This is a genomic window from Streptomyces roseochromogenus subsp. oscitans DS 12.976 (genome assembly GCF_000497445.1).
GTDB classification, from domain to species: domain Bacteria; phylum Actinomycetota; class Actinomycetes; order Streptomycetales; family Streptomycetaceae; genus Streptomyces; species Streptomyces oscitans.
On sequence record NZ_CM002285.1, the window covers coordinates 5,611,256 to 5,632,658 of the forward strand.

Genomic DNA, 21,403 nt, shown 5'->3' on the forward strand with positions numbered 1-21,403 from the left:
CAGTCGAGTCGTGGACGTCAATCCACTCCAGGACGAGATGCCTTCGCAGCGGTGTGTGCGGAAGACGTGGGAGCGTCTCGCGCTGAGCGATTATCCAGCCTCGGGACAGTCTTGCGGCTGATGATGCGGTTGACCTCTTCCCGAGTGTCACCGATCGGGTACCCGGCGTCTTGCAGCATGCGGACGCCGGTTTCCAGTGACAAGACTTCGGCTGAGACCGCTTTGACGACCTCGTCGAGGATCGCAGTCCGGTCTGTCGGAGTGTGCGGCCCGAATACGAGGCGCGCCGGGTACACGATGCCGGTGGGCCATCCTTCGGCCCCGCCGGCCTGGTGGATGCGCTGCACCATCTTGAGTAGCAGCGCGTACTTGTGGGCTCTGGCCAGCCGCATCGCGTCGACGAGCGAGTCCAGAGGCGCTAGGGACAGCTGAAGGGCATAGCCGCTGGGAACGTCGGACGGGTCGAGGGTCCCCAGGCTCACGGCAGGGAGCCGGGCGTTGACAGCCGCACGGTCGCGGATCTCCTCGACACGGGCCCGGAGCTCAGCGAGCTGCCCGGATGTGTCCAACACGTCCATGCGACCGCCGTCGCCGAGCTGAAATACCGTGCCAGGTTCGATGGACAGTGGCCTGGGGTGTCCGGTAGCACGGTCGACTTCGGCCCGGGCGCCAGCCAAGCCGATGATCGGCGCGCCGGTGGTGGCCGAGGCCCGCGCGGAATCCGTGTCGGTCTCTGCCAGCTCGTCCAATGCCTGCATGACCTTGGCCAGGCTGGACTGACCGAAGTGCTCTCCGTCGGCCACCGTGTTGCTGATGTGTACCAGCGGGATGAAGTCGAGCTGGAGATCAAGGCGATGTAGCACTTCACCGTCGGGTCGGGTGCGGATGTGGGCTTGGTCCAGCGGAAGGTCGTCGAGGCTCTGACCGTGACGTAGGTCATCGAGGAACCATTCGGCGTCGGTGAGGTAGCACGTCGTCGTCGAGGGCCGATCGGGCGCCCACGGGTACCTGCGCTCGATCCGACCGGACTCCGGCGCGTAGACGTCGCCCGGCTGAAGCACGTAGTCTCCGGCCTCGTCGACGACAGGATTCCGTGATGTCTGCCCACGGTTGTCCACGGCGCTCCGGGTCGCGGGAGCGATAGGACCGAGCTCATAGGTGATGCGACGGACACGAGCCTTCGCACCCCGCCTGGGGTCTTCGGGGATCTCCCAAGCCAGATGCACGCGCCGCGGGTAGTCGCCGGGATCAGCATCGGCTTCGATGACCGGGAAATAGAAGCCGGGATCGTAAGTCTTGAGCCGAACACGCCCCATCTCCGGATCCCAGGCCAGCAGGTAGAGCGCATCTCCGAGCAGAACCGCCTTCCGCTCAGCCGCCTGCATCCGCAGCGGCAGCAGCTCCGCCTCGGCCCAGACACGCAGCCGCTGCTGTGCTTCCGCCGCGGCCTCCGACTCAGGTGAGGCGTCCTCATCGCGTGCATGCTCGGCTCCGGGCACGGTGATCTGTTGGGACTTGCCCAACAGATGGGTGAGCGCGGTGTCCACGAACGTTGAGGGATCCCCGAACTCTCGGCGCTCGGAAGCAGCCTCGTTGCCCGTCAAAGCTGCCAGCTCGCCCGCCTGATTGGAGTCATAGGCAGCCAAGAGCTTGTAGGCAGCCAAGCGGCGCACGGCCTCGTCGGGAAGCCAGCTGGCGTGCAGCTCGGGCCCGAGGGCCCGGTGAGGACGGCCGTCGTGTGTGCCGGCCATTGCTGGCTTGTAGTTCAGCCATGACCAGGCGTCGGTCAGGAAGGTGCGGAGGCCCACGGGGACAGGTCCGTAACGTCGATCCCGCGCCACGTACAGCGTAGGTGAGCGAGCCAGTTCCACCTCAAGGGTTGGCATCTGCCGAATCCGCCTCCTCGGCGCCGGGCCGCCGATACCCTCCGCTTGTCACCCGGTTGTACGAGGGCGCGAACATGGTGCAGCAAACATGGAACAGTGACCGCAGACTGACCGCGATCAGTCGCGCAGGGCTCTCCGTGCCCGCCCGTCAAGCCGTCCTCGACAGGCAGGTGACTCCGGGACGCAGTGTCCTGGACTACGGCTGCGGCCGCGGCGACGACGTACGCGCGCTTCAGCGCCTCGACTGCGTGGCCGCCGGCTGGGACCCCTTCTTCCAGCCGGACGCGAAGATGGAGCCGGCGGACGTCGTCCTGCTTACCTACGTTCTCAACGTCATCGAAGACCCACACGAGCGCCGAAAGACGCTGCAGGCGGCCTGGAACCTGGCGGGCACGGTGCTCGTCGCCTCAGCACGGTTGACGTGGGAGAAATCGAAGGTCAAGGGCGAGGCCTTCGGCGATGGGCTCCTCACCAGCCGGCAGACCTTTCAGCACCTCTTCAGGGCAAGCGAGCTACGCGACTACGTCGAGGAAGTCACAGGCGTACGGACAGTCTCCGCTGCTCCAGGGGTCGTCTACGCGTTCAAGGACGAGACCGCGCGGTTGAGCTACCTTGCGCATCGGATTGTCCCCGACGCTGAGTGGCTCGCTTCAGAAGACACGACCTCGGCGATCGCGGCTGTCGTGGATCACGTGGAACGCCGCGGGCGCACGCCACGCGTGGAAGAAATGCCACAGCCCATGGCCGAACTCCTCAGCCACTTGCGCCCCAACGAGCTGAGCCGACTGGTTCGAGACTCCGCAGACCAGGCCAAGGTCGAAGAGGGCGCCAGGCGGTCCACGCTCAATACCCTGCTCTTCCTCGCCGTCGAGCTCTTCAACGGTCGTGGCCCCTTCGCCAGCCTCCCGTTCAGCGTCCAGCTCGACGTCCGCGCCTTCTTCTCCTCCTACAGGGAGGCATGCCAGCGATCCGACCGGCTACTCCTCAAACTGCGCGACGACACCTACGTCCGCGGAGCTATGAACGCCTCGACAGTGGGGAAGCTGACGCCGACCGCCCTGTATGTGCACCAGCGTGCTGTCGACCGCATGCCTACGGTCCTTCGGCTATACGAGCACTGCGCTTCGATCGCGGCCGGCCGACCTCAGGCATGGACCGTCGCCAAGCTCCGCCACCAGGGACGAGCTGTTAGCTGGCTGGACTACCCGGACTTCGACACAGACCCCCACCCGCGGCTTCTGTCCTCGTACCAGGTCGACTTGAAGACGCTCGAGGCCTCGCACACCTCGTACGCCGAATCTTCGAACCGGCCGCTGCTACACCGCAAACACGAGTTCCTGGCTCCCGACGACGCCGATTCCGAGAAGTACCGGCGGCTAACGGAGGCAGAAGTAAAGGCCGGCCTGTACGAACATCCCCACCTCATTGGCACAGAGAGCGGCTGGGAAGCGGAGCTGGACCGGTGTGGTCGAGAGCTGCGTGGTCACCGTCTTGTACGAGCCAAGGCTGATCGTCAGGCTCGGCTGGACTGAAAGCCCGCAATCGTGGACACCAACGCGTCAATGTCCAGATCCCCCGTTTGGCTGGGGAACCAGGACAGCCTTAGACCATTCTTTGCGGCCTCCTTCGGCAGACCCATGGCAGTGAGGACGTGACTGGGCGTGTATGACGCGCTCGTGCATGCAGATCCGGTCGCTACAGCCACTTGCTCCTTGAGCGCGACGATCAGAGCTTCAGCGTTCACCCCTTCGAACGACAGGTTCAGGATGTGCGGCACGACGTGGTCCTGGTCGCCGTTGAGGCGAAACTGCGTCTTGCCCAGTGCGCTCAGGAGGCGCGAGCGCAGCTCGGCCGCAGCCTTGAACCACACCTCACGTTCACGGTGGAAGATCTTTGCGGCTTCTTCGAGTCCCATGATCAGTGGGACAGGCAGCGTTCCCGGGCGAAGCTCACGCTCTTGCCCGCCGCCATACATGATCGGCTGCAGCGGTAGATCGTCGAGATCCTCCGTCTGGCGGGTGACAAGCATCCCGACACCCTTGGGAGCGCCGATCTTGTGGCCGCTGACACTGATCAAGTCGATCGGGGCGGTCAGGTCCTGCGTGAGCTTCCCATACCCCTGCGCTGCGTCCACATGAAAGAACGTGGGCGTGTCCCGAAGCTGCTCGGCGAGCTCGACAACAGGCTGGACTACACCTGTCTCGTTGTTGACGTGCATCAGCGACACGAGGAGCGTGTCCGGACGCAGTCGGTCCATCACGGCCGCGGATGAGACTCGCCCGGTTGGTCCCGGCTCGATGAAGTCGACGTCGAAGCCGCGGGACTGGAGGTGCTGTAGTGGTTCGATGACCGCTTTGTGTTCGATGGCCGAGGTGATGATGTGGCGCCTACCACTCTCCTCACCGTAGGGAGCGAGACCGAGCAGGGCAATGTTGTTGCTCTCCGTGGCGCCGCTAGTGAAGATCAACTCGTCCACATCGGCGTTGAACGTGCTGGCCAGGTACTGGCGCGCTCGCTGCACAGCACGTTTCGCGCGGGATCCGTACTCGTGGGTCCGGCTCCCTGCGTTGCCGAAGTCCTCCGTCATCCAGTGCAGGACCACCTCTGCAACGCGTGGGTCCACACGTGTGGTTGCTGCTGCATCCAGATACGTCGCCACTAACCCCACCAGACCTTAGTGCGTCATTCCTGCACATCGCGTACGTCTTTTCTCTCACGTACGATACCGTTGCACGGGTGGGTTCATCGTCATCTCTGCAGCTCGCTGACACTGCTACGTCGTCTGGATTCGAGTACATCTTTCCAGCCATCCGGGGCATCCAGGCCGGACGTGAGTTCTATGTGTCCATGTGTCCGCTTCGTCTGATTCCAAAGATCTTCTTGTTCAATGAGGACGAGCTAGCCCCTGAAGTGCGAGCTCAGCGCGTCCTCAACAAGGGGCGCCTGCCGGCCCTGACTCGCTACATTGTGGACAATCCGGACGATTACGTCTTCAGTGCTCTTACGGCTTCCGTCGACGGGCCGATGCAGTTCGAGAGCATCTCCGACTCCGGAGTGGGTATGCGGGTCGGTCAGATCCGGATCCCGATGGCCGCCCGCTTCCTCATCAACGACGGACAGCACCGCAGGGCAGCGATCGAGGCAGCCCTGAAGGAATACCCCGACCTGGGCGAGGAGACCATCGCCGTCGTCTTCTTTCACGACGCCGGCCTCGCCCGCTGCCAGCAGATGTTCGCCGACCTGAACCGCCACGCCGTGCGGCCGCCGCGGTCTATCGGGGTGCTGTACGACCACCGCGACGATCTGGCGATCACGGCGCGTCTCCTGGCGATGAAGTCGGCGGTGTTTAAGGGGCATGTAGACATGGAGAGCAGTACTCTCTCCCAACGGTCCCGAAAACTCTTCACACTCAGCGCCCTCTACTTCTCAACTCAGTCGCTGCTTCAGGGACTTGGGCTCAAGAAGGAGCCTGCTCAGGAGATTGTGCAGCAGTACTGGGAAGCAGTGGACCAAGTCATCCCTGAATGGGGCATGGTCCGCCGAAGAGAGTTGACAGCACCCGAAGTCCGCAAGGATTTCATCCACAGTCATGGCATCGCCTTGCATGCACTTGGTCGGATCGGTAACACCTTGCTGAAGGAGTCGCAGGATCCCAAGTCTTGGAAGCCAAAGCTTAATCGCCTGAAGACCATTGACTGGTCGAGGACCAACTCTGACTGGGAAGGTCGGGCCCTGATCGGGGGCCGCGTGCAGAAGAGTCACCAGAACCTGGCTCTGACTGTCAACTATCTCCGTCAGCGCATGAACCTCCGACTCAGCCCTGAAGAGCAGCGCGCAGAAGACGCATACGTACGAGGAGACGAATGAGCATCCCGGCACAGACCGCCGCCCCGTTCCAGGGGCGGAGTCTCTCCGACGTTGTCAGCGAGCTGACTGAGGAAGTTCGCGAGCTCTACACAGCAGACGAGGTGCCTTGGGTCGTTGGCTACAGCGGAGGCAAAGACTCCACTGCCGTCCTGCAACTTGTCTGGCTTGCCTTGAAGGGGCTGCCTGCAGAGCAGCGCACCAAGCCTGTCTACGTCATCAGCACAGACACGCTTGTCGAAAACCCTGTGGTCGCCCTGTGGGTCTCCCAGTCCCTCGACACCATGAAGAAGGCTGCTGAGGAACAAGGACTCCCCATTGAGCCGCACAGGCTTACCCCCAAGGTGGAAGACACGTTCTGGGTTAACTTGATCGGACGTGGCTACCCGGCACCGCGTCCCAAGTTCCGTTGGTGCACGGAGCGGATGAAGATCAAGCCCTCCAATACATTCATCCGCAAGGTGGTACGCCGGCACGGTGAAGCGATCCTCGTGCTGGGCATCCGCAAGGCGGAGAGCCAAGCTCGCGCTCGGGCAATGGCCAAGCACGAGAAGCGCCGAGTGCGTGACCGTCTTTCTCCCAACGGCAATCTCCCCAACTCTCTCGTCTACAGCCCCATCGAGGACTGGACTAACGACGAGGTGTGGATGTTCCTCATGCAGGAAGACAATGCCTGGGGACACGACAACCAGGACCTGTTGGCGATGTATCAGGGGGCATCCAGCGACTCGGAGTGCCCACTGGTAGTGGATGACAGCACCCCTTCGTGTGGTGACAGCCGGTTTGGATGCTGGACCTGCACCTTGGTGGACCAGGACAAGTCCATGACCGCGATGGTCCAGAACGACAAGGAGAAGAAGTGGATGCGGCCACTTCTTCGCCTCCGGGACGAGCTGGATGACGTCTCCAAAGAGGGGGAGACCCGGGACTTCCGAAGGATGAACGGGCGAGTGCAGCTCTTCCACGACGAAGTCATCAGAGGGCCGTACACGCAAGAGGCACGCGAGAAGTGGCTGCGGAAGCTCCTCGAGGCCCAGACCAAGGTGAGGTCGAGGGCTCCCGAACACGTACGGAATATTGAGCTCATCACAATTGAAGAGCTCAAGATGATTCGCAGGCTTTGGGTCTTCAACAAGCACGAAGTCGAAGACTCCCTTCCCCGTATTTACGAAGAGGAAACTGGGGAGAAGTTCCCGGATGCAGACTTGGATGAACAGCTCGTCATCCGGGCAAGCGAGATCGAACTCCTACGCGAAATTTGCGACGGAGACGAGATTCACTTCGGGATGGTCCGAGAACTCATGGGTGTAGACCGCGAGTTCCGCACCAAGACCCGGCGCAAGGGACTCTTTGATGCCTTCGAGAAAGTCATCGAGAAGGGATATTACGAAAACAAGGACGACGCGCTAGAGTTTGCTCTGCGTAAGAAGGAAGTCCGTGGTGGCAACGCGCAGACGGAGATCAGCGCCAAGCCCGAAGCCCTCCCCCTCGAACAAGACAAGTAACGATGCTTCTTCATAACATCACCCTGCGCGACTTTGGGGCGTACCAAGGAGAGCAGCGACTCGACCTGCGCACCGAGTCCGGACGGCCGATTGTCTTGATCGGCGGCCTGAACGGGTGCGGCAAAACGACGCTGCTCGACGCCATCCAACTGGTTCTCTACGGCCCCAAGGCAGACTGGAGCGGCCGTGGCCGCTCTTACAACGACTACCTCCAGCAGTGCATCAACCGGAAGGCAGATGAGGCTGAGGGGGCGTCGATCGCTCTCGAGTTCACTGTCACGGTGGAAGGGGTTGAGCGCCACTATCGAGTCACCCGGAACTGGTACGTTGCGGGTAGTAAGACGCTGAAGGAATTTGTCACTGTCCTGATCGACGGTGACTTCAGCCGGACTCTTACTGAGACTTGGGCTGATCATGTTGAAACGATCCTCCCTATTGACGTGGCTTCGCTCTTCTTCTTCGATGGCGAAAAGATCGAGGAGCTTGCTGATCCTGCACGAGCAGCAAAGGTCATTGAGTCGGCAATCTACTCGCTTCTCGGCGTGAGCAACCTGGAGCGATTGCGTAATGACCTGAGGGTATTTCAGACCAGGCAGCGTCTTGAAGATGCCGATAAGGAAGTCCTGGAGAATTTCGAGGCCCAAGAGCGCGCATACGATGCTGCCAAGCAGGCGACCTCTGACGCCAACCAGCGATTGGTGGGTGCGCGTACGCAGCTCGCTGCGCAGAAGCGAGAACTCGCGAAGGTCGAGCGAGCCTTCAAAGACGGCGGCGGGGAGGCGTACGAGCGCCGCCACGAGCTCGAGAAGGAACGCGACCGTGCCGAGGAGCAGGTAGCGGCGACAAACAAGTCACTGGTCTCGGTTGCGGAAGGCCCTCTCCCGCTTCTACTCCTGAGGAAGGAGCTTGACGAGCTCAGGGAGCAGGCAAGGCTCGAACTGGACGCTGAGGACGCGTCTCGTGTGGTCGGGGTGCTGGAGCAGCGTGACGAATGGCTACTCCGGCAGGTCGAGGAAGCACTGCCGGCTAGCACCCGAACCGAGCTGAAGAAGACGCTTGCCGACGATCGACAGAAGCGCGCCGCTGCTGCCGATCTTGAACAGAACCTTGAACTGCCGCACGACATGCTGGTGCAGCTCTCGACTCTGGATCAGGCTCTATCCACCGAGGCCGCGCGAGCACGCGAACTCGTCCAAGAAGCGGAGGATGCTGCCGAGCACCTTGAGGTGGCGAAGCAGCATATGTCAGCCGTGCCCGAAGAGGACGTGGTCCAGGACCTCGTGAGCCGCCGCAGTCTCGCCATGGAGCAGGTAGCCATGGAGCAGGCCCGAGTCGCGCGTGCAGAAGCTGAGCACAGCGAAGCGGAGGGAAGGCAGCGACGCTTGAAGGAGGAGCTTGACCGGAGCCGCCGTGCTCACGCCGAGGCCAAGTGGAACTCCGCACGCCGTGAGCGGATCATCAAGTACACAGACAAAACGCAGGAAACGCTCGCAAAGCTCAAGGATCGCCTCCTGAGCCTCCACATCGAGAATGTGGAAGTCGCAGTCCTGAAGAGCTTCAACAAGCTCATGCGGAAGCAGGGCCTCATCCGTGACATCCAGATCGACACGGAGAAGTTCACCCTCGTCCTGACGGGCCCTGACGACAAGCGCGTCGATCCTGGACGCCTCAGCGCCGGCGAACGGCAGCTACTGGCCGTGTCACTCCTTTGGGGACTGGCGAAGACTGCAGGTAACCGGCTGCCAAGCATCATCGATACGCCGCTGGGACGACTGGACAGCCAGCACCGGCAGCACCTGATCGACCGCTACTTCCCGGAAGCCGGACGACAGGTTCTGCTTCTCTCGACAGACGAGGAGATTGACGAGCAGCTTTACGAACGGCTGAAGCCGCACGTCGCTCACACCTACACGCTGGTCCACGACGACGCAGACTTCACCACCACGGTCGTGCCGGGCTACCTGTGGAGCAGAGGAGCAGCACATGTCGCTTGACAGGATCCGTCTCTCGAAGACTGCCAAGGATCAGCTGTCATGGCTCAAACGTCACACAGGCATCACTCACTGGAACGTCCTGTGCCGGTGGGCGCTTGCCTTGTCGCTGCGTGATGAGACCACGCCGTTGGTCAAGGACATCGTCACCGACTCCAATGTCGAGATGGACTGGAAGACCTTCGCGGGAACCATCTATGGTGACATCTACCTGGCGCTGCTGAAGCAGCGGTGCCTGGCCGATGGCGAAGAGCCGACGGAGGAGGCCCTCTCCCGCACACTCACCGTGCACATTCACCGCGGGATCGGCTACATGCACGGTCGTCGTGACCTGAGGAGCGCCAGCGCCTTCGTGGCCGCGGCTCTCCAGTAGCGAACGGCCTGGCAGGGACGCACAGGAGCGTCCTTGCCAGGCCTATGCGTGGATCAGAGGCCGGTTACGGCGTTAGACGACGTCCTTGATCTTGGTCAGGTACTGCTCGGTGAAGCTACCCCACCACTTCCGCAGTTCCTTGTACTGGGCGATCGGCGTCTCGTGCATCGACTCGGCCTTTGCGTAGGCCACGAGCAGCAACGTAATCGCCTCGATTGCCCGGCGGGCAGTAGCTGATGCATCGGGGCCGGTACTCGTCTTGCCGGCCTTCGCCAGAACCTGGAGCGGTTCGAACATCTCCTGGTAGAAGAAGTGCCGCTGGTTCAGGCGGATGATCGTCTGTTCGCCTAGGTGCGTGAGCAGGAAGAGGTCGTCGCCAGGAACGTCGACGGTCTCAAGCACAAACGGGAGATCCTTGATCTCCTGCACGTAGGCGGCCTTCTCCTCCTTGGTGGCGCTTCGCCCGGCGTCCTTCGCAAGGTTGTCGTACTCCTTCTCACGCTGAGCGGGCGTCGGCACCTCCTTCACCCGCCCCTTCGGCATCGTACGATCGACGCTGCTGACCGCGCGTGCGATCGGAGCGTGCTCCCCGGACTTCACTGCGGCCTTGCGGTTTTCCTCGCTCCAGACGCGCTGGATCTCGTCACGAGCCTTGGGAACGTAGCTTGCGGCGATGGTGGTCAGAGTCTTGCGCAACTCGTCCGAGGGGACCGCGCCGCGCTTGACATTGCGCACTCCCATCATCCGATCCAGTTCGGGCGTGAAGTGGACCTCGAACCCGATGTACCGGTCGGGCGTGTCGACACTGCCGGGGAACAGACGTGGCACGGTGCCGTAGCTGATCTCGCGATCCAAACGCATGAAGCTGATGGCGCCCTGGTTCTCAGGGACTCGCAGCTTCTGCGCCAGCTTGTCACCGCCGGCGCCCTTGTACCGCAGCACCTCGGGGGGTGCCAGGGTGATGACGACTCGGATCTTGTGGTCAGTGCCCTGGACCTTGACTTCCTCGTTGAAGAAGACCTGGCCGTGGAAGTGCCGCTCGTCCCCGCGCTTGTAGGGGATACCGCTCGTTCGCGCGAGTTCCTCAGTGAGAACGGCGTCCACCCATGTGCCCTTGCGCAGAAACGTCGGATCATGCGGCTTCAGCACCACTCCGTCGACCGAGATCCGGATGCCGCCGCACAGGAACTCCCGGAAGATGCGGGACAGCTCCTTGTTCAACTCGTTGCGCACGTGGTCCGGGGTGCTGCGACCGTGCCCGTCGGAGACACGGTCGATCTTCGACCAAAGCACCAGCGTCCCGGATCCCTCAGGGAACACCTCCTCGAGATGTGGCGGAAGAGGCTCGTCATCCGGCGGGTTGATCCCGACCTTCTTGCCCTGCTTCTCCGCGTTGACCGCGGCATCGAGGTCGAACTTGACGTGCCTGATCCGATCGCTGCCCTGGACGCGTGACCACGCTTCGATGCAGGTGCCGACGCTGAGGCTGGCCAGCTTCGCGCCGACACCGAACTTGCCGATCGTCTTCTCGGACATGAATCGCTTCGAGAAACCCAGCTGCAGGTAGTGGTGGAGGGTGTGGTCGTCCATGCCCTCGCCATCGTCGATGAACGCGATCTGGTCGAGCGCCTTCTTACGCCCCTTCATGACCTCTTCGGTCAGAATCTGGATGTTGTTGGCGCGCGCCTCAATGCTGTTGTCGATGACTTCACCGACAGCGGAGGGGAAGTTGTGCCCGGACTCCCGCAGACTGAGCAGAGCCTGCCCAGACAGTACGACAGGGATGGCACCTTCGTCGGCGATGGTCATGTTCCGCTCCTATTCTGTGCGCTTTGTGTCTGGCGAAGGGCCCGAGCCCAGGCTGCTCGGACAGCCGGCTCGGGGCAGAAAGGACAGCGTTGCCCAGTCCCTGAAGGGCTGGCCGGGTGGATTTGGTTCGCTATGGGGCGGCCTGAGGACAGGCATCGGTGGTACCAATACGACGCGATGGCGTACGCCTGGAGCGAGTTGCGAGCCGGTGCAGCAACGAAGTGGGTGGCGACGTCGGCCAGGGGGTGACGGATGAGGCGGCTGCGCAGACAAGTGTCCGACCGCCCTACGAAGAGCGGGCGAACGGTCTCCGCGCAGTGGCGTAGCAGTAGGTACGCGCCCACGGTTCTACTCGGGATCTGTAGGTTCACGACAGCACTCGTGTACCGAAGGGTGAGTCGTGCGCCCCGGTACGGATCCGCGATGCGGATCGTGAACTCTGCGCCTGAGCTCACGAGTTGATTCCAGCGAGGGACTGGGCGTGCAGCCGGATCGCACGACGAGTTCGTTCTACCGTCGCGATGGAGACACCCGTCTGCTTGGCAGAGGCCGATGCCGGCACGCGGTCCAGCATGCCCTGAAGACAACCAAGGCCATGGGCTCCAAGGCCCGCAGCAAACTCCCGCAGCTCCCGGAACGTCTCCTCTGCGATTGCCCAGGCTTCAGGCGAAGCCTGGGTGACCATCTCAGCAGTAGGCCGGCCATCGTTGGTCAGCGTGCAGACGCGTCGGCGAGCGGCATCAGCGAGAGGCCGGCACGCAGCAGCCTCACGGGAGCTGGCTGCCGACCGGTGAAGCGTACGTCGTGCGTCACGGATGACGTTGCGGCACAGGTAAGCAGCGTTGTCCGCCGCCCGCTTGTGACCGAGAGTGAGATCAAGCGCCGTGTCGAGGAGGTCTTGCCATTCCCCGTCCCACGGCCGTTGTTCCTGCTTCTGGTACAGGCGTCGCATCACGGAGACGCGGACGTCATCGAGCTGGAGCATCATGCCCCTCCCCGGTGCCCGACTGCTGTGTGCCGGACCCATGTGGTCGTTGCCTGCTCTCCCTTTGGCCGTCGTCGCCTGGCGGTCGACTTGGCATGAGCAGGTGCTTGAGACTGTAGAGCGCATGACTGACAGCCGGCGCTCGATTCGGTCTCATACTCAATGGGACAGCCCAGGCATGCATCCCCTCACGTTCAGGCCAACTTCCTGAGGAACCGGCCTCGTTGGTGCTGTGACCTGCTGGTTCATAAGCGGCAGCTGGGTGCGGGGCACGCCAAGTCGTGGCTGTCAGGCGTTAGATGGGACTGGAGATGCCATCGGCAGGGGCCGCGGCTCCCGCCCTGCATGGTGCAGGCGTGGCGGGAGCCGCTGGTAGGACGAGTCACACGGTCGGGACGAGCGTCGTGTCGAGGTTTTGCTTGAAGATGCGGAGGAACGTCTCGAGGGAGCGCGGTCTGTCACCGGAAAACCACTCGAGAAGAACGTCGTAGCCCCCGTGAGCGTACTGGTTGAAGTGCTTGACCCCTTCGTCGCTCAGGTTATGGGGTGCCGTCGGGTCGACTAGTTTTGCGATCGAGGAGTGGACGACCTTCTTCTCGTTCATGGTGACCCCGAGAATTTCTAGCTCTTTTGCCAGGAACAGCGCGACGAGCAGTTTTCCCCGGTCTGTATATCGACCTGGAAAGCTCGCCACGAGTTCCGGCGCGTGCTCGTTTGTGATGTGCAATTTTCGCGACTTGGAAATCCCTGCAATGAAGCAGAAATAGAAGATGTCGAAGTCAATCTTGAAACTATCGTCCTCCCTGAGGTCTTTGAACCAATTGCGAGCGTCTTTCCTGAGACGGAAAGGCTGCATCAGGCCGCCTCCTCTACCTGGAATTTATTGAAAAATGATTCGCCGCGGACAACAATCCCGTCAAGGGTTTCCGTATGGTTCGGAGTGGTTCGCGCGTCTTCGATCAGCTGCTCATCAGCCTTCCGGAACAGCGTGATGAACTGCACCTTGCCCCCGCAGGCTTGCTGGAGATTCGGTACGAACTGGTCGCGCTCCGAGGAGATGGTGAAGGCGATGAACTGCCGTGTGAGTTGAGGGATGAGGGGACCGATCCTGGAGCGATTTGCCAAGTCGATGGAGTTGGCCGGGCTGTCGACAATGAAGGGAAGCTGATGCTCAGAGCGGTTGAATAGTGAAGCTAGGAATGCGTAGGCCACAGAAAGGTTCTCGCCGACACTTCCACCTTCCTTCCCGTCAAGCACGAGACACTTCTCGATACGCATAATACGAATGTTATTATGAGGCAGCAATTCTGTGATCCGCTGGTTTGCGGCGTCACAGACTTCGTCCAAGATGCCCCTGCGGGCAGTCTGATAGGCCTCCCTGAGGATCCTTCTCAGGACGTCGCGCTTGCGCTTGAGGATAATCGTCTTGGTGATTTCGGCGACGTCGTCTTCTGCAGCCTTGACGCGTTCTGCGAGGATATTCACATCGCGCGTGTTTTCGGCCGTGTCGCCATTGGTGTATTTATCAAGGTTCCTGGCGATGCCCGCTAGCTCCGCTTCCAGTTTTTTGATTTCCTCGCTGGCTTCCCGGACGGCGGGATCGGCTTGTTCCGCAGCCCTCTGGAGAAGAGCGACTTCGTTTCGAGCGTCCCGTTCGTCGTGCATCGCCTCACCGAGGGAATGCAGTTTGTCGCGGAGCTGCTCCTCGGCGGTCTCGTGAGATTCACCGACTGCATCCTGGATGGCCGTCTTCATCGAGTTAAGGAGGATGACATCGTCCGAACCCAGGTACTGCTCTGCGCGGCTATGAATTACATCCCTTACGTGATCGTCAATGGGTCGCCCGCAAACGCAGAATTCCTCCTGCGCGAGTTCGGTAAAAAACTCGCGAGCTGCACTCTCTGGGAGCTTGACCCGATCAAGGCCAATCTTAAGCTCATGGAGCCTCTTCGCGAAGATGGGTGACAGGGCGTTCGGGGCCCGCATGACATCAAGGATGTCAAGAGACTCCTCGCGTACGCGACTCTTCAAGGATGCGACTTCTTCCTTGTGAGCCTCTAGTTCTTGTGCCCGTGAATTTTCCTTACTGATCTCCTGCTCGTACGTGGCGTGCTGCTTCTGAAGCCGGCCTGAGGTTTCATCGCGATCACGCTCTAGCCGCTCTTTCTCTGATTCGCACTTAGCCAGGCGCTCCTTCAGTTTTTCTAGCTTGTTCTGGCGTCGCGTGAGGGCTATTTCCTCGGTCGCCGACTTCTTGGTGAGTTTCTCCCAGTACTCGGTTACCTTATCTTCGAGTTTCTTGAGGGTGCCAACTTGGAAAAGGTCCTCTACGAGCTCCTCTGCCCGCAGATGCTTCTCATCCAGGAGTCGCTCTGCCAGCTCTCCGTCGAAGACAAATGCCTCCACGAAGGTTTCGCTCATGAACCTCCGGAATTCGTAAGGGGGTTCAAAGCCATCCACCTGTCCTTCGCCACGCGTGGTCTTGTAGCGAACCCGAGATGTTTCGAAGTCGAAGTTCATGATGATGGTGACCCGCTCGGAACCAAGCATGAGCCGTACTTCGAAGGCTCCGTGACTCTGATCGCTCTCGAGTTTCCGGTACTTCATCGTCTCCGAGCCGTCCCAGCTGCCATTGGCAGCAGAACCTGACAGGGCGGCTCGAAGGAGATTAAGTGTCGTCGTCTTGCCCGTCCCGTTGGGCATCTGAATTAGAGACACCCTGTGAGGATCGTCCCCCGCCTCCCGGAAGTCGATCTCGTGATCTGGACACCGAAGCCCATCAGCTTTCCAGCCGAGGATCTGCATTACAGCAGACATCAGAAGATACCCCCACCATCTCGATTGACGTCATCCACTTCAGTGCTGCTGAATAGAAGCTCAAGTCGACGATCTGTGTCGCTTGAATCGTGCAGATCCTCACTACCGGACGTAACCGCCTCCATCCACGTGATCAGCCGGTGTGCCAGTGCCGGTTCCTGCTCCGAGTTGGCAACTGCTTCCCTGATCGCATGGCTAATCTTTAGGTCAAGGCTCATGCGGGAGTCTCCTTGTGCCGTAGGGCAGCCATCTCTGCGAGCCAGTCTGCCCGCTCCTGATCAGAATTCTGGGCCTCGCCGTCAGAGTCGCGAACGAAATCGACGACATTCGCAATCTTCTGAGGGTTTGCTGGATCAGACCGAAGGCATCTACCAATCCGCTGAATAGTCTCCAGGCGAGCCCGTGCTGAAGAAAACAGAATAACGGTATTGAGGGACTGGATGTCGATCCCCTCCGAGAGCCTATGGCAGGTGATCAAACATTGCAGATCACCCCGAGCGAATCGGCTGAGAGTCGATGAATTCTGCGCCGTGAAGTAGGTGTGAAAGTCAGGCCGGTACTTGTGAACGATGCTCAGTACCTGCCTCCCATATTCCTGAGTCTCGACGAAGATGATGCAGCGTTCCAGCAACTCTTGATGGGATGCAATGAATTCGTCGAATACGGGAAGCTTGGCCGGGGACGTCTTGTGGACCTTGGCCAACTCGATCCAGACTTCTTCGTCCCTCATCGGGTTGCCGGCGGCAGCCCTGGCCGCCTGCCGCTTGTACACGTCCCGCATCCGTTCGCGGTCCTGCTGCGTCAACTCGTACGGCAAAGGATGGTAGTTGAAGGGAGCGAGGATCCCACGCTCGATTGCGTCACTCAGCTCGAACGACATCAGCACCGGACCGATGTGCTCCTCGATGAACGCGTTCCCCTCCTCGTCGTACTCGCGATCCGGCGTCGCGCTCAAGCCCAGCCGGAACCGCACTTCGTCGGACAGGCCTGTTAGCCGCTGCCTCGTTCCTGGGCTGCCAAGCCGATGAACCTCGTCGTGGATGAGTAGTGTCCTTCGGGCCGATCGGCGGTCCAACTGCCGAAGAGCCGACGCAAGCGGATCACGGCGCTCGTCGCCGCGGCGTGAGACCAGGAGGATGCGTTCTCGTGTCGACAACGAGAACTCCTGCAACTCCTTGTGAGCCTCGTAGTCTCGGTACACGTGTGGCGACCGCCCCAGCTGACGCCGGGTGGACAGCAGCTCGTTGTACCACTGATCCAGGAGATCGGTGCCGTCCATCGCGACGATGACGTTGTCGATGTCTCCAGCGTCAAAGAGCGCCTTCGTGATCTTCAGCGCGGTCCGTGTCTTGCCCGTGCCGGTGGCCATGTTGAGGACGCCGCGTTCCGAGGAGAGGAAGATCCGTAGTGCTTCCTCTTGGTGGCGCCACTTGTCACTTCGCGGCCTCGGCGTGCCCGTTTGAGCACGAGCATGGTAGGCCTGCAAGAGCCTCTGCCTGGCTGCCTCCGGGAATGAGTAGACCTCGACGCCGATGTCTGTGCCGGCCCACACCTGCTCGAAGTGGCTGCGCTTGCGCTCCGCTCGAATCGGCGACTCCCATGCCGTGAAGACGTCTATGCATTCACGGTTCTGTTCAAAGGCGCTGCGTGATTCGTTCGAGGACCCACTGAACGCGACGTATTCGCCATCGTTGTCGAAGAACAGGCCGATCTTCTCGTGGTAGATGCCGGATCCGTGCTTGGGGACGGCAATACGGATCTCCAGTCGTCCCAGTTCGAGTAGACGGCTGAGACGCGCGACACCTGTCCCCATGCCGTCAGTGAAGTCCTCTTCGACGATCTGCTGGAGTCGCTGGGCGCAGACCGTCTCCTTGGAGGCTCCTTCGGATATTGCCTTGAGGTCCGTTTCAGTGAGTTCGACGCTTGTTACCAAGCGGATCTTTCCGCCGTTCATGACGAACTCGCCGAGCGGGGAACCGAAGGATTCCAACGCGGTGCTTGAGAAGTAGCCGACCGCCCGCCAGTATGAGCTGGCCTCTCTGAGCGAAGGGCGGAAGAACTCCTCGACGAGGTTGTTGTACCCGGAGCGGTAGTCCTCCTGGTACTTGATACTCCTCAAGGCCATGGGTGACGGGCACTCCCTTCAGACATGAGCGCACCAGCACCACCTGGGTGTCCTCCGTACGCTGGACTTCGTCCTTAAGGATGCCAGGGGGTTGGCCTGATGCGCCGGGCTACGGCTGATGATGCCTCACGGCAGTCATGTCAGAGGCTCAGCGAGCCGTGGGAGTGCTACCTGCGACGGGTGAGCCTCTGGTCCCGGTATGCGGACGGGGCCTGCTCGGCCAGTCGTGGGCTGGCGAGCTCGGTGAGGGAGTGCACCGCCGCGTCCATGCGGTCCGGACTGTCCATGCCGGCTACCCAGGTCACCATCTGCTGCTCCAGCACTGGCCATTCGCCGACATGGTGGACGCGGCCCTGCTCGTAGAGCTGTGCGATCGGCTCCGCCCGCAATCTCTTGCCATGCTTCGCCGTGACCGACACAACAGCGGGCATCAGGAGGTTCTCTGTGCGTTTCTCGCCCTGGAGCTCCTGCCAGGCTTGATAGAGGATCTGACGGGACATGTCGCCGCCGTAGTTGCTTTCCACCACGATCGCATCCGCGCGCAGTTCGATCGCCAGCAGGCACGTCTCCCGCCCCCAGTCACCGGCCCCACGGTTGCCGGACCGGTCGTCGAGGACGTACAGATGACCGTCACGATCCGAGGCTGCGGCCACGATGCCGGTCTCGTCACCGACCGCGGACTCGCCGCCGGCCGGGTCGACAGCGACCACAATGCGCGTGAGATCGATGCCGCGGAACTGCCCGGCGCTGATGCGGTTGTTGGTGATCCACGGCCACTGCCACACACCGCCGTCCTGCGGGCGCGGCTGCTGCATGTACAGGCTCCACCAGACGCGTTCGCCAACCGAGCGGCGGATCTCAGCGAGTGCATCGGCGTCGTACCGCTCGGGCCACAGCGGCGCGCCCACAGTGCGGCCGAGAGCGTCGTCCTCGGACAGGGCCAGGGCGGGCAGGTCGATGACCGTCCACCGGTCGCCTTCCTCGGCGAGGACCCGTCCGGCGAGGTCGTCCTCGTCCCAGCGGGTCTGGATGAGGATCACTGAGCCGCCGGGCTCGATACGCGTCAGCAGGACGGCCTGCCACCACTCCCACAGCCGCTTCCGCATCGTGGGCGAGGAGGCCTCCGCGGCATCCTTGATGGGGTCGTCGACAACGGCCAGGTGGGCGCCCTTACCGGTGAGGCCACCGCCGACGCCGGCCATGACCGCGCCGCCCTCTGTACCGACGAGGTCGAACCGGTTCGCGGCGGATGAGCCGGGTCGCAGGTTGATGCCGAGCTGTGGGCCGTAGGTGAGGATCGCGTCCCTGATCCACCGGCCGTGGTCGTCGGCGAGATCGGAGGAGTAGGAGGCGATCATCACCCGGTGCTCCGGGCGGCGGCGCAGGTACCAGAGGGGCGCCCACCTGGCGGCGCGGCGGCTCTTGCCGTGCCGGGGCGGCATCGTCAGCAGCAGCCTCGTCGGCTTGCCGGCAGCGACCTGCTCAAACGCGGCATCGATCAGCCCCAGGTGCGGGGCCTGCATCTCCCGTCCGTCAGTGAGGACCGCCGCCATCGCGCCGGGAGAGCGGTCCATCGCCAGCTCGCGTTCGACACGGATGAGCTGCGCGCGGAGCTCAGGGGTGGAGGCTGCGGCGATCTCACGACGGCGCTGCGCGGGAAGCGTCCGGTAGAGCCGGAGAACCGCAGCCTCGTCAGGCCTCCCCATCCCTGCGCGGGCTGCCCGCGAGGTTGATCAGATGCTCGAGCTCCTCGAGACCTGCGGTTTCCACCTTGACCGCGGTCCCGTCTGGGCCGGACAGCTCGGTGCGGATGGGCCGGTCGAGACCAAGGAGTCGGCTGCTGCGTTCGATGATCCGTACCGCTCGGTCGACGGCCTGGTAGTCGCCGTTGCGGATCGCGGCACGGTAGACACCGAAGAACAGGCGCTCCAGTCGCTCCACCATGAGCTGCCGGAGTTCGTCGGTGTTCTCTTCCAAGGCCGTGGTGCGCTCGTTGAGGGCCTTGGAGACGTCCTTGCAGGCGAGTTCGATCAGCCGCTTGTCGCTCGGCGGCTCCAGGCCGCGGCGGTACTTGTCGATGCCGTAACCCTGCGGGTAGGCGATCCCGTCGGAGTTGATGGCCGGGTCGGCGGCGAGCTTGCGGCCGATCGTGAGCCAGTCGACGCCGGCAAGCTTCAGATCGATCGCGTCAGCTCGGCGCTGGGTGATGGCGGCCCGGGTGGCGCGGTTGGGGCGGCCCATACGAGGAACTCCCTGGCCCCGCGCCTCCCTCTATGATCCCTGACCGAGCCATCACTCCAGGCGCGCGACCAGCCCATGCCGTGTGGGGCAGGGGGTCAGGCGTGCTGCGTCGCCTGCTGGAGGCGGCGGAAGAGGGGTGCTGCGGGCGGCAGGCTGCCGTCGACGGATGTCACCTGATCCGCGATGAGGGCTGCGGCGTCGGGGATGAAGGGCCGCAGCTCCTCGGCCAGGACCCGGCACGCTCTGACCAGCGCGGCGAGGACCGCGTCGAGGCGTTCGGCCGCGTCGCCGTTGCCCTGCCGTTCCGCTCGGGCCAGTTCCCAGGGCCGGGTGGCGTCGATGCAGCGGTTGGCCGCCTCTACGATGCCCCAGGCGACGCCCGTGGCGCGACGGAAGTCGAAGTCCGCCAGCGCCGCATCGATCTGGCTGGGAGCCTTCTCGCACACGTCCAGCAGCGGCGTCACGGCGAATCGGTCGTCACCGAGTACGGGCACTGCCCCGCTGCGGTAGCGGTGGACCATCGTCACGATGCGATGCACGAGGTTGCCCAGCCCTCCGGCGAAGTCCGCGTCGGCCCGGGCGATCAGCCGGTCGGGCGTGAAGTCGGCGTCCCCGACCCGGGGAACCTCGCGCAGCAGCCACCAGCGCACCGCGTCAGTGCCGTACGCCTCGGTCAGGGCGACCGGGTCGACGGTGGTCCCGCCGGACTTGCTGATCTTGCGGCCGCCGACGGTGAGGTAGTCGTGGACCAGGATGTCGGTGGGCAGTGGCAGCCCGGCCGACAGCAGCATCGCCGGCCAGTACACGGCGTGGAAGCGGACCACGCCCTTGCCGACCAGGTGGGTGCGGCGCTCGCTGGTTACCCACCACTGCTCGTAGGTGGGGTCGTCGGTGCCGTAGCCGAGGCTGGTGACGTAGTTGCCCAGCGCGTCCCACCACACGTAGACGACCTGAGTGGGGTCGTCGGGCACGGGGATGCCCCAGCCGCGGGCGCGGGTGTGGGAGCGGGAGACGGAGAAGTCGTGCAGGCCGCTGGCGATCAGGGCGAGGACCTCGTTGCGGCGGGCGGCGGGTTCGATGCGCAGGGTGCCGTCGGCGATCAACTCGTGCAGTCGGGCGGCGTGGCGGGACAGGCGGAAGAACCAGTTCTCCTCCGCCACGAGATGCGGCTCGGTGCTGTGCTCGGCGCAGCGCCCGTCGACCAGTTCAGCCTCGGTGTAGAACTGCTCGCAGCCGACGCAGTACAGGCCCTCATAGTGCTTGCGGTAGAGGTCGCCCGCCTCGGCGCACCGGCGCCACAGGCGCTCGACGCCGATGCGGTGGCGCGGGTCGCGGCTGGTGCGGATGAAGTCGTCGAGCGACAGCGTCAGCGGGCCGCGCAGGGCGGCGAACGCCTCGGCGTTGCGGTCGACCAGCGACTGTACGTCGATGCCCTCGGCTTCGGCGGCCAGCACGTTCTTGAGGGAGTTGTCGTCGGTGCCGCTCAGCAGACGGACGTGATCGCCGCGCCGACGGTGGTGGCGGGCCAGCGTGTCCGCCTGGACGAGTTCCAGGGCGAAGCCCAGGTGCGGGCGGGCGTTGACGTACGGGATCGTTGTGGTGATGTAGTGGCGAGGTGCAGTCATCGGAACCTCCTGTCAGGGAGACGAGGCCCGCTCCGCACAACCACGTGAGGCCCCGTCCCCGGGGCCTCGGATGTGTCACGCGTCCATGCTCAGCAGCCCCGTCAACGGGGCATCATCCGGTGCTGAGGCCAAGGCGTGATCATGGAGCCGATGCTAGCAACCAGGCCTGCAGCCGGCACGCG

16 protein-coding genes are annotated in these 21,403 nt (G+C 62.9%); 5 read left to right on the forward strand and 11 right to left on the reverse strand.

The window, feature by feature from the left end; genetic code table 11:
- Positions 1-17: 17 nt before the first annotated feature.
- The gene (locus tag M878_RS73965; RefSeq protein WP_023549777.1) at positions 18-1,808 is read right to left on the reverse strand and encodes a hypothetical protein; all 1,791 of its coding nucleotides are present in this window, start codon (positions 1,806-1,808) and stop codon (positions 18-20) included.
- A gap of 152 nt (positions 1,809-1,960) precedes the next feature.
- Between M878_RS73965 and M878_RS73970 the strand changes: the two genes are divergently transcribed.
- Positions 1,961-3,418, forward strand: a complete 1,458-nt coding sequence (locus M878_RS73970) for a DNA phosphorothioation-associated putative methyltransferase (RefSeq protein WP_031225650.1) — start codon at positions 1,961-1,963, stop codon at positions 3,416-3,418.
- Here the strand turns inward: M878_RS73970 and dndA are convergent.
- The gene (gene dndA, locus M878_RS73975) at positions 3,400-4,554 is read right to left on the reverse strand and encodes a cysteine desulfurase DndA (RefSeq protein WP_245238191.1); all 1,155 of its coding nucleotides are present in this window, start codon (positions 4,552-4,554) and stop codon (positions 3,400-3,402) included. The two genes, M878_RS73970 and dndA, sit on opposite strands and share 19 nt — an antisense overlap.
- A gap of 179 nt (positions 4,555-4,733) precedes the next feature.
- On the opposite strand from dndA, the gene dndB reads away from it, so the two are divergent.
- From dndB to dndE, 4 genes are read left to right on the forward strand one after another with little or no spacing between them, the layout of a single operon-like run.
- A complete protein-coding gene (dndB, locus tag M878_RS73980; protein WP_425347936.1) occupies positions 4,734-5,753 on the forward strand; it encodes a DNA sulfur modification protein DndB in 1,020 nt (339 codons plus the stop codon).
- Positions 5,750-7,255 (forward strand): DNA phosphorothioation system sulfurtransferase DndC, encoded by a 1,506-nt coding sequence (dndC, locus tag M878_RS73985; RefSeq protein ID WP_023549781.1) that lies wholly within the window; start codon positions 5,750-5,752, stop codon positions 7,253-7,255. The genes dndB and dndC overlap by 4 nt, the downstream gene beginning before the upstream one ends.
- Before the next feature lie 2 nt (positions 7,256-7,257).
- Positions 7,258-9,249 (forward strand): DNA sulfur modification protein DndD, encoded by a 1,992-nt coding sequence (gene dndD, locus M878_RS73990; RefSeq protein ID WP_023549782.1) that lies wholly within the window; start codon positions 7,258-7,260, stop codon positions 9,247-9,249.
- The gene (gene dndE / locus M878_RS73995) at positions 9,239-9,619 is read left to right on the forward strand and encodes a DNA sulfur modification protein DndE (protein ID WP_023549783.1); all 381 of its coding nucleotides are present in this window, start codon (positions 9,239-9,241) and stop codon (positions 9,617-9,619) included. The genes dndD and dndE overlap by 11 nt, the downstream gene beginning before the upstream one ends.
- Before the next feature lie 72 nt (positions 9,620-9,691).
- Here the strand turns inward: dndE and M878_RS74000 are convergent, their stop codons facing one another.
- The 9 genes from M878_RS74000 to metG all read right to left on the reverse strand — a co-directional run bounded on the left by M878_RS74000 (position 9,692) and on the right by metG (position 21,221).
- On the reverse strand, positions 9,692-11,428 hold the full coding sequence (locus M878_RS74000; RefSeq protein ID WP_023549784.1) for an ATP-binding protein: 1,737 nt from the start codon (positions 11,426-11,428) through the stop codon (positions 9,692-9,694).
- Positions 11,429-11,879: 451 nt separating this feature from the next.
- Positions 11,880-12,416, reverse strand: coding sequence for a hypothetical protein (locus M878_RS94735; protein WP_245238193.1), 537 nt, complete (start codon positions 12,414-12,416; stop codon positions 11,880-11,882).
- A 379-nt stretch (positions 12,417-12,795) separates the two neighbouring features.
- Entirely contained in the window at positions 12,796-13,269 is a 474-nt protein-coding gene (locus tag M878_RS74005) for a hypothetical protein (protein WP_023549785.1), read from the reverse strand.
- Complete coding sequence (locus M878_RS74010) at positions 13,269-15,230, reverse strand: coiled-coil domain-containing protein (protein ID WP_031225653.1); 1,962 nt, start codon at positions 15,228-15,230, stop codon at positions 13,269-13,271. The genes M878_RS74005 and M878_RS74010 overlap by 1 nt, the downstream gene beginning before the upstream one ends.
- Positions 15,230-15,448: a CxC ATPase DNA modification system associated small protein gene (locus M878_RS94740; protein WP_078630371.1), complete on the reverse strand. Its 219-nt coding sequence runs from the start codon at positions 15,446-15,448 to the stop codon at positions 15,230-15,232. Before M878_RS94740 ends, M878_RS74010 begins: the two co-directional genes overlap by 1 nt.
- The gene (locus M878_RS74015) at positions 15,445-17,355 is read right to left on the reverse strand and encodes a DEAD/DEAH box helicase family protein (RefSeq protein ID WP_023549787.1); all 1,911 of its coding nucleotides are present in this window, start codon (positions 17,353-17,355) and stop codon (positions 15,445-15,447) included. Before M878_RS74015 ends, M878_RS94740 begins: the two co-directional genes overlap by 4 nt.
- A 167-nt stretch (positions 17,356-17,522) precedes the next feature.
- On the reverse strand, positions 17,523-18,929 hold the full coding sequence (locus tag M878_RS74020) for a terminase large subunit domain-containing protein (RefSeq protein ID WP_245238194.1): 1,407 nt from the start codon (positions 18,927-18,929) through the stop codon (positions 17,523-17,525).
- A 118-nt stretch (positions 18,930-19,047) separates the two neighbouring features.
- Positions 19,048-19,596, reverse strand: a complete 549-nt coding sequence (locus M878_RS74025) for a hypothetical protein (protein WP_023549789.1) — start codon at positions 19,594-19,596, stop codon at positions 19,048-19,050.
- 95 nt (positions 19,597-19,691) lie between these two features.
- Positions 19,692-21,221 carry a methionine--tRNA ligase gene (metG, locus tag M878_RS74030; RefSeq protein ID WP_023549790.1) on the reverse strand — a complete coding sequence of 510 codons (1,530 nt, stop codon included), beginning with the start codon at positions 21,219-21,221 and terminating at the stop codon, positions 19,692-19,694.
- Positions 21,222-21,403: the final 182 nt, after the last annotated feature.

Excerpts from the sequence above, each read along its gene's own strand:
- M878_RS73970 (WP_031225650.1), top strand. The coding sequence starts at position 1,961 with ATGGTGCAGCAAACATGGAACAGTGACCGCAGACTGACCGCGATCAGT.
- dndB (WP_425347936.1), top strand. The coding sequence starts at position 4,734 with ATGTGTCCGCTTCGTCTGATTCCAAAGATCTTCTTGTTCAATGAGGAC.
- dndC (WP_023549781.1), top strand. The coding sequence starts at position 5,750 with ATGAGCATCCCGGCACAGACCGCCGCCCCGTTCCAGGGGCGGAGTCTC.
- dndD (WP_023549782.1), top strand. The coding sequence starts at position 7,258 with ATGCTTCTTCATAACATCACCCTGCGCGACTTTGGGGCGTACCAAGGA.
- dndE (WP_023549783.1), top strand. The coding sequence starts at position 9,239 with ATGTCGCTTGACAGGATCCGTCTCTCGAAGACTGCCAAGGATCAGCTG.
- M878_RS74000 (WP_023549784.1), bottom strand. The coding sequence starts at position 11,428 with ATGACCATCGCCGACGAAGGTGCCATCCCTGTCGTACTGTCTGGGCAG.
- M878_RS94735 (WP_245238193.1), bottom strand. The coding sequence starts at position 12,416 with ATGATGCTCCAGCTCGATGACGTCCGCGTCTCCGTGATGCGACGCCTG.
- M878_RS74005 (WP_023549785.1), bottom strand. The coding sequence starts at position 13,269 with ATGCAGCCTTTCCGTCTCAGGAAAGACGCTCGCAATTGGTTCAAAGAC.
- M878_RS74010 (WP_031225653.1), bottom strand. The coding sequence starts at position 15,230 with ATGTCTGCTGTAATGCAGATCCTCGGCTGGAAAGCTGATGGGCTTCGG.
- M878_RS94740 (WP_078630371.1), bottom strand. The coding sequence starts at position 15,448 with ATGAGCCTTGACCTAAAGATTAGCCATGCGATCAGGGAAGCAGTTGCC.
- M878_RS74015 (WP_023549787.1), bottom strand. The coding sequence starts at position 17,355 with ATGGCCTTGAGGAGTATCAAGTACCAGGAGGACTACCGCTCCGGGTAC.
- M878_RS74020 (WP_245238194.1), bottom strand. The coding sequence starts at position 18,929 with ATGGACCGCTCTCCCGGCGCGATGGCGGCGGTCCTCACTGACGGACGG.
- M878_RS74025 (WP_023549789.1), bottom strand. The coding sequence starts at position 19,596 with ATGGGCCGCCCCAACCGCGCCACCCGGGCCGCCATCACCCAGCGCCGA.
- metG (WP_023549790.1), bottom strand. The coding sequence starts at position 21,221 with ATGACTGCACCTCGCCACTACATCACCACAACGATCCCGTACGTCAAC.